The sequence below is a fragment of the Frankia sp. CcI49 genome (assembly GCF_001983215.1).
GTDB classification, from domain to species: domain Bacteria; phylum Actinomycetota; class Actinomycetes; order Frankiales; family Frankiaceae; genus Parafrankia; species Parafrankia irregularis.
In genome coordinates this window covers 42458-55376 of the sequence record NZ_MOWP01000051.1, presented here as the reverse complement: position 1 = coordinate 55376, position 12919 = coordinate 42458, and the positions used below count along the sequence as shown (strand labels likewise).

Sequence of the window (12919 nt, the reverse complement as noted above, 5' to 3'; positions counted from 1 at the left end):
CTCGGCGGCAGCTACCACCAGGTCATCGGCGACGACGTCCCCACCGCACTCCTCGACTTCGCCCGCGCCGCCAACGCCACCCAGCTCGTACTCGGAGCCAGCCGCCGCGGCCGGCTCGCCCACATCATCAGCCCAGGCATCGGTGTCACCACCACCAGCCTGTCCGGCCCGATCGACGTCCATCTGGTCACTCACTCCGAGGCATGGGGCCACAAACCTGCCCCGGCGGACGCCGAGGACGAAACACCCCACCTCCTTCGCAGGGCCAGCTGGCGGCTGCCCAGCAGCCGAGCGGCTCTGGAACCGCGCCGCCGGATCATCGCGACGCTGCTCACGCTGGCGCTCGTCCCCGCCCTCACTGCCGGGCTCACCGCCATCCGGGGCACCTTCAGCCTGAGCACGGAGATGCTCGCCTACCTGCTGATCACGGTCACCGTGGCGCTCGTCGGCGGGTTCGGCCCCGCGCTGCTCTGCGCGATCGCCAGCTCCCTGCTGCTCAACTACTACTTCACCCCTCCGGTCAACGCGTGGACCATCGCCGACGGCGACAACGTCCTGGCTCTGACCGGCTTCGTCCTCGTGGCCAGCCTGGTCAGCCGAGTCGTGTCCACCTCCGCCCGCCGCTACGGGCAGGCGGTGCGCGCCTCCGCCGAAGCCGCCACCCTGTCCACACTCGCCGGCAGCGTCCTGCGCGGTGAGGACGCCCTACCCGCTCTCCTCTCCCAGGCCCAGGAGACCTTCGGGATGACCTCGGTGACGCTCCTTGAACGCACCGACGACACGCAGGCCGGCGACGAGTGGCATCCCGTCATGACCGTCGGCACCGTTCCACCCGCCGCGGGGCACAGCACCGCGGCCGGCGACGCCCACCCTGATGGCGAGCGCCCTGACGGCGAGCGAGTGCACATTCCCGTACGCGACGACCTGTGCCTCGCGCTGACCGGACGGCCACTGCCCGCCGCCGACCGGCGCATCCTGACCGCCTTCGCCGCCCAGGCGGCTGTCGCCCTCGACCAGCACCGGCTCCGGGCGGCCGCCGCCGAGGCCGCCCCGATCGCCGCCGCGGACAAGGTCCGCACGGCCCTGCTCACCGCCGTCAGCCACGACCTGCGCACCCCGCTCGCCGCCGCCAAGGCGGCCATCAGCGGCCTGCGCGGACCAGGCATCACCCTCACCGACGAGGATCAGGCGGAACTCCTCGCCACGGCCGACGAATCCCTCGACAAACTGACCCGCCTGGTCGAGAACCTGCTCGACATGTCCCGGCTGCAGGCCGGCGCGCTGAGCGTCTTCCCCCGCCCCATCGGCCTCGACGACATCGTCCCGCCCGCACTCGACGAGATCGGCCCACCCGCCGGCAAGATCAACGTGCAGGTCCCCGACGACCTGCCCGCCGTCCACGCCGACCCGGCGCTCCTGGAGCGAGTGATCGTCAATCTCGTCGCGAACGCCCTGCGCCACGCGCCCGCCGACACCCCACCGATCATCACCGCCAGTGCTCTCGCCGGACGGGTCGAACTGCGCGTCATCGACCGCGGTCCGGGCATTCCTCGTGCCGAGCACGACCACGTCTTCCAGCCGTTCCAACGCCTGGGCGACCACGACAACACCACCGGGGTCGGCCTCGGTCTCGCGCTCTCCCGTGGCCTCACCGAGGCCATGGGTGGCACCCTCACCCCTGACGAGACACCTGGCGGCGGCCTCACCATGGTGCTGTCCCTTCCCGCCGTCGCAACCCCGGCCACAGCGCCGCCGGATACACCTGCCCARCCGGCCGCATGGACACCGGAACCGTCCGTCGATCTGTGAGTCCCGGCCCCGCACGGGCGGTACGGTCTGGCGCGGACCCCGGACCTCGCCAGCCCGCAGCCGCCAGCATCCAGGAGGGATCCCTGTGACGGATCGGCAGCAGGGGGCCCCGGAGCCCGCACCGGTACGACCGTCGGACGCCCACAGTCCGCCTTCGCGGGACGTGGTGCGGCTCGCACTGGTGGTCGGTGCGCTCGGAGTGGTGTTCGGCGACATCGGGACCAGCCCGATCTACACCCTGCAGACGGTCTTCAACCCGGAGGACCCGCACCCCGTCCCGGTCAGCACGGACAGCGTGCTCGGGGTGGTGTCGATGGTGTTCTGGTCCGTCATGATCATCGTCACGGTCACCTACGTGCTGCTGGCGATGCGCGCCGACAACGACGGCGAGGGCGGCATCATGGCCCTGATCACCCTGCTGCGGCGGCTGGGCACCCAGCGGGGCCGGCGAGCCACCGCCGCGCTGGCAGGGCTCGGAATCTTCGGCGCCGCGCTGTTCTTCGGCGACAGCATGATCACCCCGGCGATCTCGGTGCTGTCCGCGGTCGAGGGCCTGAAGATCGTGAAACCGTCGTTCGACGATCTCGTCGTGCCCGTCACCGCGGCGATCATCGTGGTGCTGTTCCTGGTACAGCGGCGCGGCACCGCGGCGGTAGGCCGGATCTTCGGACCGGTGATGATCGTCTGGTTCGTGACCATCGGCGTGCTCGGGGTGGCCGGCATCACCGGGCACCCCGCCATCCTCAAGGCACTGTCGCCGACCTACGCGGCAGGCTTCCTGGTCCATCACATCAGCATCGGATTCTTCGCCCTGGCGGCGGTCGTGCTCGCGGTCACCGGCGCCGAGGCGCTGTACGCCGACATGGGTCACTTCGGCCGCAGGGCGATCACCCGGGCCTGGCTGCTGCTCGTGTTCCCCGCGTGCGTGCTCAGCTACCTCGGCCAGGGAGCCCTGCTCCTCGAACACCCGGATCGCATCAGCAGCCCGTTCTTCCTCCTCGCTCCCGGCTGGGCACGGCTGCCGCTCGTCCTGCTGGCCACCGCGGCGACGGTCATCGCCTCCCAGGCCGTGATCACCGGGGCGTACTCGGTCGCGTCCCAGGCCGCCGAGCTCGGCTACCTGCCGCGGCTGCGTATCGCCCACACCTCGGAGTCCACGATCGGCCAGATCTACATCCCGTGGATCAACTGGCTGCTGATGGTCTCGGTGCTCACGCTCGTCTTCGCGTTCCGCAGCTCGGCGGCCCTCGCCTACGCGTTCGGCATGGCGGTCACCGGGACGATCACCATCACCACCCTGATGTTCTTCTACGTGGCCCGGCTCAGATGGCACACCCCGCGATGGCTGCTCGGCCTGGGCGCGAGCGTGCTGCTGCTGGTCGACCTCCTGTTCGTCGCGGCCAACCTGACGAAGCTCGTCCACGGCGCCTGGCTGCCGCTGCTCATCGCGCTGACCGCGTTCACGGTCATGACGACCTGGCAGCGAGGACGACAGATCGTCACCGCGGAGCGGCACAGGCGCGAGGGATCACTGCGCGACTTCGTCGAGGAGCTGCACGCGACCACGTCGCCCACGGCCCAGGTGCCGGGCACGGCCGTGTTCCTCAACCGCGGCAAGCAGACCGCCCCGCTGGCACTGCGGGCCAACGTCGAGCACAACCACGTACGTCACGACCTCGTCCTGATCATGTCGGTCGAGACCCTGCCGGTGCCTCGCGTCCCGGTGAACGAGCGGATCGCCGTGGACGACCTCGGCTACGCCGACGACGGCATCAGCCACATCACCGCCCGGTTCGGCTACATGGACCAACCAGACGTGCTCGGCGCGCTCAGGGCACTCGACCCGGCCACCATCGAGGGACAGCGACTGAACCTCGGCCAGGCGTCCTACTTCCTGTCCAAGATCGAGCTTCGCGTCGGGGACGCGCCGAGCATGGCACGCTGGCGCAAGCGGCTGTTCATCGCGACCTCCTACATCACCGCCGACGCCGCCGAACACTTCGGACTCCCCCGCGACCGCACCGTCATCATGGGCGCGCACATCGAGATCTGACGACGAACGCCGTCGCACGCGACGGTCCGGCTCCACCGCGGCGCCGACGATGGCGGGATGTCGGCCCCGCCGTACGCAGCACTGGCTCCGAGCGGGTCCAACGATGTCCAGCGGTCCCGTCCGGGCCAGGACCATCCGCCCATAGGTGGCGGGAGGTAGCTCACTCGGAGCGACGTTCGTCCGGCGACATGCTGATGGTCATCCCGATCGAGGCGGACATGATGCCTGCCACCACCGGTACGAAGGCCACCGCGGCGGTGGGTGAGCTGGTCGGCGTTGTGACGGGAGCGAGCGGCAGGGAGGGCGACCGGTGAGCGAGCGTCGGTGGATCGCATGGTTCAGGGAGATCGGTGCGGACGACGTCGGGCAGGTCGGGGGCAAGGGCGCGAACCTCGGAGAGCTGACCCGCGCCGGGCTGCCGGTGCCGCCCGGTTTCGTGATCACGGCGGACGCCTATCTCGACGTCGTCGACGCGGCCCGGATGCGCTCGGAGATCGCCGCCCGCGCTGCGCGGATCGACCCTGACGACAACACGCAGCTCAAGCAGGTCGCCGGGGAGTTACGAGAGCGCATCGAGGCGGCGCCCGTCCCGGAGCCGCTGCGCCAGGCGATATCGGAGGCCTACCGAAAGCTGGGCGGTGGCCCGGTGGCGGTACGGTCGTCGGCGACGGCCGAGGACGCGGCCGACACCTCGTTCGCGGGCATGAACAGCACGTTCACCAACGTCTGCGGTGCGGAGGAGCTCCTCGCGCGGGTACGCGAGTGCTGGGCATCGCTGTACGGGCCGCGGGTCGTCGCCTACCGGGCCAGCCACCACCTGGCGGCCGAACCGCGGATCGCGGTCGTGGTCCAGCGGATGGTCGACGCCGAGCGGTCGGGCGTGATGTTCTCAGCCGACCCACTGACCGGTGACAGGACCCGGATCGTGATCGAGGCAGCCTTCGGGCTCGGCGAGGTCGTCGTCGGCGGCGAGATCATCCCGGACACCTACGTGGTGGACAAGGACGGTCTGCGGCTGGTCGACGCCCGGACCGGCGCGCAGGGCCATCAGATAGTCCGTGGCCGCGACGGTCATGACCTGACCGTCGACATGCCGGCCCGGGACCACCGCCAGGTCCTGTCCGCGGACGAGATTCTGGGCCTGGCCAGGCTCGCCCTGCAGGTCGAAGAGCATTTCGGCGAGCCGCAGGACATGGAGTGGGCGATCGAGGGCAGCCACACCCACCTCGTGCAGGCCCGCCCTGTCACCACCGGCGCGCCCAGGGGTGCGGCGGCCGCGGCCGGACGGCCCATCGCCGGTCCGGCCACGGCTCCCGGTGAGCCGGGCCCGGCTGTGCTGCCGCGCCCCGGCGTGGCACCCGCCGGCACGGTGTTGCTGACCGGCCGGGGCGGCTCGCCGGGCCGGGCCGGTGGAAGGGTCCGTGTCCTCGCCTCACCCGACGAGGCCGCGGCGTTCACCTCCGGCGAGATCCTGGTCGCGGCGATGACCTCCCCGGACTGGGTGCCCGTCATCCGCCGTGCCGCCGCCGTGGTCACCGACAGCGGCGGCGTCACCTGCCACGCGGCGATCGTCGCCCGCGAGCTCGGTGTCCCCTGCGTCGTTGGAACGAGCACGGCGACGTCCACCTTGCGGACCGGCGACCAGGTCGTCGTCGACGGCGCCCTCGGCGTGGTCGAAAGCGCGGGCGCGGGAGAAGCCGCCGCGGGGACACTGGCCAATCCCACCCGGACCGTGGTGATGGTCGCCCCGCCGGCCGTGGTGGCGGACCGGGCGGAGCCCGGCACGGCGATGATCCCGGCCCAGCATCCACCGGCCGTGGGTGCCATCGAGCCGACCGCCACCAGGCTCTACGTGAACCTCGCCGTCGCCGACCACGCGGAGCAGGTCGCGGCCCTGCCCGTCGCGGGCGTGGGCCTGCTGCGCGCGGAGTTCCTCCTCACCGACGCCCTCGGCGGCATGCATCCCCGCCACCTGCTGGAGCTGGGGCGGCGCGCCGAGTTCACAGCACGGATGACGGCGTCACTGCTGCGCATCACCCGCGCGTTCGCCCCCCGGCCGGTGATCTACCGGGCCACGGACTTCCGCACCAACGAGTTCCGCGGGCTCACCGGCGGCGAGCGCCACGAGCCGATCGAGGCCAACCCGATGATCGGCTACCGGGGCTGCTTCCGCTATATCCACGACCCCGCCGTGTTCGCGGCGGAGCTGGAAGTACTCGCCGCTGTGCGGGAACACACCCCCAACCTGCACCTCATGATCCCGTTCGTGCGGACCGCGTGGGAGCTCGAAGCCTGTCTGAAGGCAGTCGACACCAGTCCGCTCGGCGAACATCGGGACATGCTCCGCTGGGTGATGGCCGAGGTGCCCTCGGCCGCCTACTGGATCCCCGCCTACGCCGGGCTCGGGATCGACGGCGTCTCCATCGGCGCAGGCGACCTGACCCAGCTCGTGCTCGGCGTCGACCGCGACTCCGAGACCTGCGCGGAGCTGTTCGACGAGGCCGACCCCGCGGTGCTGGACACCATCGCCCGCATCATCACCGCCTGCCAGGACAACGGCCTCACCTCGTCTCTGTGCGGCCAGGCCCCCTCCACCAGACCCGACTACGTCGAACGGCTCGTCCGGCTCGGCATCACCTCCGTGTCGGTCGACCCGGACGCCGTCACGGCGGTGGCGTGGTCCATCGCCGGCGCCGAACGCCGCATCCTGCTCGACGCCGCGCGGGCCCGGCCCCCGCAGGAAACCAGCGTGCGCCCGCCACGATGACCGAGGTCGTGGCGGGCGTGGACGGACGGCTCGGCCACCTCGCTACGCTTGCCAGGCGGCGGCGCTCGCGCTGCTGCTGAGCCGTCTGCTGCGGGATCGGCTCCGGTGGTGTAGTTCTTCCCGAGGGTGGCATTCGTCGTCACCATCGCCGCCGGACAGGAGTGCCGTTCCCCGTGTTCCACCCACGTCTCCCGCGCCCGCCGCGCTRCTCCCGCCGGTGGGTTCGGGGGGACGTCACCAGCGGCCTCACGGTGGCCGCCTATCTGATCCCGCAGGTCATGGCCTACGGCGCGCTGGCGGGCGTGGCACCCGTCGCGGGCCTGTGGGCGATCGCTCCCGCCATGGTCGCGTACGCGCTGCTGGGGTCGTCGAGGCTGCTGTCGGTCGGCCCGGAATCAACCACCGCGCTGATGACAGCGGCCGCCGTCGCCCCGCTGGCGGACGGTGATCCGTCCCGGCATGCCGCTCTCGCGGCCACGCTCGCCGTGGGGGTCGGGGTGTTCGCGGTGGCCGCCGGGTTCGCGCGGCTCGGTGTCATCGCCCACCTGCTGTCGCGGCCGATCCTCGTCGGCTACCTCGCCGGGGTCGCGATCATCATGGTCGTCGGGCAGTTGGAGAAGGTGACCGGAGTCCCGGTCGACGGCGACAGCCTGTACGGGGAGCTCCACTCGTTCGCCACCTCACTGCACCACCTGCACGGGAAGACCCTCGCGGTTTCGGCCGCCTCGCTCGCACTGCTCGTCGCGCTGCACCGGTGGACGCCCCGGCTGCCGAGCCCGCTGATCGTGATCACGATCGCGACGGTCGCGGTCTGGGCGTTCGGCCTCGACGAGCACGGCGTGCGCGTGGTCGGTCACGTCGACGCCGGCCTCCCGCACCTGGCGCTGCCGACGGGGTCCGACCTCGTCGACCTCGCTCCGTCCGCGCTCGGCGTTCTCTTCGTCGGCTTCGCCGACAACATGCTCACCGCCCGTGCCTTCAGCGGGCGCGACAGCCACCAGATCAACGCCAACCGGGAGTTGTTCGCGCTCGGCGCGGCGAACCTGGGAGCGGGAGTCGGGCAGGGCTTCCCGGTCAGCAGCAGCGGGAGCCGTACCGCGCTCGCCGCCTCCAGCGGCGCGCGCACCCAGCTGTACTCCCTGGTCGCGCTCGGCGCGGTCGTCCTGGTCCTCGCCTTCGGACGTCCCGCGCTGGCGATGTTCCCGATGGCGACCCTCGGCGCGATCATCATTTTCGCCGCGACCAGGCTGATCGACGTCGCCGGCTTCCGTCGGCTTGCCTCGTTCCGGCGCAGCGAGCTCGCGCTCGCGCTCACGGCCGCGGTGGGCGTCCTGGTCTTCGACATCCTGTACGGGGTGCTGGTGGCCATCGCCGTGTCGCTGCTGGATCTGCTGGCCCGGGTCGCCCGACCCCACGACGCGGTGCTGGGCCAGGTTCCAGGCCTGGACGGGATGCACGACGTGGACGACTACCCGAACGCCCGCACCGTCCCGGGCCTGTTCGCCTACCGGTACGACTCACCGCTGTTCTTCGCCAACGCCGAGAACTTCCGCCGCCGTGCGCTCGCGGCTCTCGACGCGTGCAGCGAGGACGTCGACTGGTTCGTCCTCAACATGGAGGCCATCGTCGAGGTCGACATCACGGCACTCGACGCGCTGGAGGACGTGCGCGCCGAGGTGACCCGCCGCGGCATCGCCTTCGGCCTGGCTCACGCCAAGCACGACCTGCTCGACGACCTCACCGCCTACGGGCTCACCGCGAAGATCCAGCCTGAAATGATCTTCCCGACGATGCGTGCCGCCACAGCCGCCCACCACCTGCGGCTGGGCCCCGCACACCCCTGACCGCCGCGGGCGCGGCGCCGGCGTTCCGGATGTCGACCGCCCCGCTGCGGCGGCATCCGACGACGGAAACCCACGTCGTGGGTGGTCAGGGCGTGATGCCGAAGCGATGAAGACCGAAGGCGCGGATCGCGTTTCCGCGCACCAGCTGGTGAATCTCGGAGGCCTCCATTCCGGCGCCGGCGACGAGCCGCTGGACAACGGCGCGGGAGTTCGGCCACGTCCCGTCCGTGTGCGGAAAATCCGTTTCGAAGAGAATGTTGTCCATCCCGACCGACGACCGGGAGACGAGGCCGTGCTGGTCGTCGAACAGGCAGCCGAAGACCCTGCCGGCGATGTAGCTGCTCGGCGGGCGCGGAAGGTCGATTCCGCCAACGCCCCCTTTCCACACCAGATCCATCCGCTCGAGCAGATACGGCATCCAGCCGACCTGGCTCTCGGCATAGGTGATCGTCAGGCCGGGAAAGCGCTCGAGCGTGCCGGAGAATATCCAGTCGCACAGGGAGCCCTCCGCGTTCTGCGACGACAGGGACATGCTGACGGCCAGCGGGGCGTCCGGCGACGTCGTCGGCAGCGTCGACGAGGATCCGATGTGCATCGTGATGACCGTGCCGGTCTCCTCGCAGGCCTGGAACAGGGGGTCCCACCCCCTCGAGTGCAGCGAGGGCAGCCCGAGCCTGCTGGGGTTCTCGGAGAACGAGATGGCGAAGGATCCCTTCGCGGCGCAGCGGCGTACCTCCTCGGCGGCCAGCAGCGGGTCCCACAGCGGCACAAGGGTGAGTGGGATGAGTCGTCCGTGGCCGGGGCCCGCCGACCATTCGTCGATCATCCAGTCGTTGTAGATCCGCAGGCAGGCGAGCGCGACGGCCTTGTCCGTGCGTTCGGCGAAGCCCTGCCCGCAGAAACGGGGGAAGGTGTTCGGGAAGTTGATCGCCGCCTCGACATGGTTCGTGTCCATGTCGGCCAGCCGGGCGGACTGTTCATAGGTACCGGGCCGGAAGTCCTCGTAGACCGCCGGAAGGTTCTTGACCTCGTGCGCGGGAACGCCCGCCGAGGCATGCAGCAGCCCGGTCGGGTAAACGAGGTCGTCGTAGACCCACACATCGCACCACTGGCCGTCGGGGGCACCGCGCTCGAATCCGTAGTGACCGCCTGAGAAGACAAGTCTGACCTTCTCCCGCACCACCCGAGGACCGCGGTCACGTAGTCCTGGAGGCAGCTCGGACCGCCAGAGGTCCCGGGGCTCCAGGATATGGTCATCCACCGAGATGATCAGGGGAATGTTCTCGATTTCCGGTCTGGCGGTCGTGGTGCTCACCATCGTCGCCCTTCGTCCGTGGTGGGGCCGCTTCCGCACCGGTTCGAGAGGCACGGTGAAGCCGCCGCAACGTGATCGGGATGGTTTTTCCGCGCGGTCATCGACCGCGGTGAACCCACTGCCGGGAAAGGATCAGGATCAGCTGCCCTCGGGGCGGCCCGTCTCCACATTCGCATCCGCGGAACGGGCGCCCTCGACCGGCCGGTAGGCGTACTGGCCGGCGAGGACCACCTGGACCGTCGCCGCGACGGCTGCACGCAGCTCGTCCACGCTGCGCCGGCCGACCTGCCAGAAGTGCAGGTCGGTGAGGAAGGCCTTCCCGATTATCTCGGTGACGACCTTGTCTCGTTCGTCGGCGACGTGATCCGGGCCGTAGATCGCGGCACCGATGACAGTTCTCATCGCCGCTTCGGCCTCGTCGATGGCGACACCAGCGGCACTCGACGTCATCGCCTGAATGAAAGCTCCGACGAGGCGGGGATTGCGGTCGAGCCCATCGATGAGCAGGTTCATCACGGCGATGACCCGGGTGGCGGGATCGTCGCCGCTCCTCGGCACCGAGCGCAGATCCGCGCCGGCACCGCGCAGGCGGCGGATGAGTGCCGCGGAGAGCAGGAGCTCCTTGGACGGAAAGTAGCGGTACAGAGTGCCCAGTGCGACGCCGGCCTTCTCCGCGACAGTGCGCATCTGCACCGCTTCGTAGCCACCGCCGGCGGCGAGCCCGACCGCGACGGTCAGGATGCGCTCCCGCCGTGCGTGCTGGGTCGAGTTGGCCACGACCGCGCCGGGCTCGGATGCGCGGTCCGATCTGAGCGCGGCAGTGTCGGCCGACATTCCCGCGACCTCCGTCTCCGCGCCCTGCCCGCCACCGGCAGGTGGCCTCGTGCCCGGCCGCGCCGCCTCGCACCACCGGAGGTCGCCGACCTCTGACGTACGTCATCGCATCTGCGCTCAGCTCTCTTCGGGAGGTTACTTCACGGCGACCGGGTTGACAGGTGCACCGAGTCCGGCGCTGAAGGGCTGCGGCGTGGCCTCGAGCAGGAAGTCGTAACGACCGTCCGAGGCGCAGTCGGCCGCCAGTTCCTCCAGGTCGAAGTTCTGGCCCTGCGTGAGCCCCATCTCGACCAGGTGCAGCAGGTGGACCGGGAGATACAGATCAGGGCGCTCGCCGGGGAAGACCTCGAACGTCATCGTGTCGGTGGCGACCGCGGCGACGTTGTGGCGATGCAGCCATTCGACCGTCAGCATGGACAGGCCCGCCGCGGGCGCCATGTAGCCGAGCCGGTCACCCCGATGCAGAACGGTGATCTGCCCAGTACGGACGAGCAGGATGTCGCCCGCCTCGATCCGCAGACCGGCCAGGTCGACGGCACATTCAAGATCGTTCACCGTGATCGCATGGCCGCCGGGCAGGACGTCGACGCCGCGGGCGCGGGCGACGTCGAGAAGCACACCGCGCCCCACCAACGGCCCGATCTTGTCGATCCCGCAACGCCCCGCCCCCGCCGCGGTGATCGTCTGCGCGCCGAATCCGTTGTAGATGCGATTGTCGTAGGAGGCATGCGCGAGGGCGTCCCAGTGGGTGGCGGCCTGCAGCCCCATCACGACGACGTCGTCGGAGAAGCATGCCTGCGCCGGATCACCGGTGATGGGCTCGTTGAGCGACACCATGGTTCGCAGTGGGTTGATCCTGCCCGGCAACGCCCCGGTCTGCGGCCCGCCGGACGACAGCGGGAGCCCCAGCGCCAGCCGGCGGCCACTGCGTACCGTCGCGGCGGCCCGCCGGACCGCCTCCGGCGTGATCAGATTGACGGTCCCCCGCTCATCGCTCTGACCCCATCGACCCCAGTTGTTCACCTTCCGGGCGAGTTCGTGGAACTCGTCGGGTAACGACATCCGCCTGCCCCTCCCGATGCTCAGGCCGGCCGACCGGGTCAGGCCCCACCGACCTGCGCCTGCCGCTGTCGGGTGGTGCTGTGAACCGGATCTGTGTCGAAGCGGGGCAGCACGTGGCGGCCGAACGTCTCCACCGACTCGATGGCCAGCTCACGGGTCAGCGCACTCGAGAGGACACCGAACACCAGCTGGTCGGCACCGATGTCGACGTAGCTCTGGACCGAGCGTGCGCATTCCTCCGGGTCGCCGACGATGACGTACCCGTTGGTGATCGCCAGTTCGAGCAGGTCCGGAGTGACTTTCGGCAGCAGTTCCGGCCAGTCGGGCACGTGCTTCGGCTTCGGGAACGTGTCGAGATATCGGTAGACCAAGCTCTGTAGACGGCTCATCGACATGTCGAGGGCGGTCTCGCGCGCCCTGGCCCCGTCCGGAAGACACATCATCTGACTGGTGACCATGACATTGTTGTTAACGTAGCCGCCGACTGGCTCTGCCTTTTCGATGTTTTTCTTGTACACCTCGATCAGTGGCGCGAGCTCGTCGGGCGTGCCGTGGCCGAAGCACAGCACACCCAGGCCCATCCGGGCCGCCTTCTCGAAGGTCGCGGGATTTCCGGCGGCGACCCACATCGGCGGGTGCGGGTCGGTGTACGGCTTCGGCAGCACCTGCCGCGGCGGTAGCGAGAAGAACCGGCCCTCGTGCTGGTAGAGCCCCTCCCGCCACATCTTCGGGAGCTCGGCCACGACCTCGTCGAACATCTCCCGGGTCAGTGCCGGGTCGGTGATGCCGAACCCCTGCTGCTCGGTGCTGGACGAACCCCGGCCCATACCCAGCTCGAACCGGCCGTTGGAGAGGTGGTCGAGCATGGCGGCACGTTCGGCGATGCGTGCCGGATGGTTCACCGGCGGGGTGATGTTGAAGATCCCGCTACCCAGGTGGATCCGCTCCGTGACGCCGGCGAGATAAGCGAGGAAGCTCTCGTTCGAGGACAGGTGCGAGTACTCCTCGAGGAAGTGATGCTCGGTCGCCCAGGTGTATTTGAAGCCAACCCGATCAGCGGCGCAAACAAGGTCGATCTCGGCTCGCAGGCGCTGATGTTCCGTGTCTGGAGGACCTCCTCCGGTGACCCTCTTCGGCATGTGCAGAGAATTAAAGAGCCCGAACTCCATGGCGGTGCCACCCCTCTCCGATGTCGACGGCAGAACGCCTGGCCGCCGATCAGCGGTGGACTAGAA

General features: G+C 70.1%; 9 protein-coding genes. 5 read left to right on the top strand and 4 right to left on the bottom strand.

Annotated elements, in window-relative coordinates:
* The 5 genes from CcI49_RS38040 to sulP form a co-directional block, all read left to right on the top strand.
* Window positions 1–1809, top strand: a 1809-nt coding sequence (locus CcI49_RS38040) for an ATP-binding protein (protein WP_116437615.1), incomplete at its 5' end; no start/stop codon positions are given.
* Window positions 1810–1894: 85 nt separating this feature from the next.
* Window positions 1895–3862: a potassium transporter Kup gene (locus tag CcI49_RS38035; protein ID WP_054564634.1), complete on the top strand. Its 1968-nt coding sequence runs from the start codon at window positions 1895–1897 to the stop codon at window positions 3860–3862.
* 188 nt (window positions 3863–4050) lie between these two features.
* Window positions 4051–4176 (top strand): hypothetical protein, encoded by a 126-nt coding sequence (locus tag CcI49_RS44330; RefSeq protein WP_255354678.1) that lies wholly within the window; start codon window positions 4051–4053, stop codon window positions 4174–4176.
* The gene (gene ppsA / locus CcI49_RS38030) at window positions 4173–6629 is read left to right on the top strand and encodes a phosphoenolpyruvate synthase (RefSeq protein ID WP_076834509.1); all 2457 of its coding nucleotides are present in this window, start codon (window positions 4173–4175) and stop codon (window positions 6627–6629) included. The genes CcI49_RS44330 and ppsA overlap by 4 nt, the downstream gene beginning before the upstream one ends.
* A gap of 173 nt (window positions 6630–6802) precedes the next feature.
* Window positions 6803–8473 carry a sulfate permease gene (gene sulP, locus CcI49_RS38025; protein ID WP_076834517.1) on the top strand — a complete coding sequence of 557 codons (1671 nt, stop codon included), beginning with the start codon at window positions 6803–6805 and terminating at the stop codon, window positions 8471–8473.
* A gap of 85 nt (window positions 8474–8558) precedes the next feature.
* Here sulP and CcI49_RS38020 read toward each other — a convergent pair whose 3' ends face one another.
* From CcI49_RS38020 to CcI49_RS38005, 4 genes are all read right to left on the bottom strand, one after another.
* Window positions 8559–9788 carry an amidohydrolase family protein gene (locus CcI49_RS38020; protein ID WP_241840523.1) on the bottom strand — a complete coding sequence of 410 codons (1230 nt, stop codon included), beginning with the start codon at window positions 9786–9788 and terminating at the stop codon, window positions 8559–8561.
* Between the two features lie 138 nt (window positions 9789–9926).
* Window positions 9927–10622, bottom strand: coding sequence for a TetR family transcriptional regulator (locus CcI49_RS38015; protein WP_076834505.1), 696 nt, complete (start codon window positions 10620–10622; stop codon window positions 9927–9929).
* A 135-nt stretch (window positions 10623–10757) separates the two neighbouring features.
* Window positions 10758–11684, bottom strand: coding sequence for a cyclase family protein (locus CcI49_RS38010; RefSeq protein ID WP_076834503.1), 927 nt, complete (start codon window positions 11682–11684; stop codon window positions 10758–10760).
* A gap of 38 nt (window positions 11685–11722) precedes the next feature.
* On the bottom strand, window positions 11723–12853 hold the full coding sequence (locus tag CcI49_RS38005; RefSeq protein WP_076834501.1) for an LLM class flavin-dependent oxidoreductase: 1131 nt from the start codon (window positions 12851–12853) through the stop codon (window positions 11723–11725).
* Between the last annotated feature and the right edge of the window lie 66 nt (window positions 12854–12919).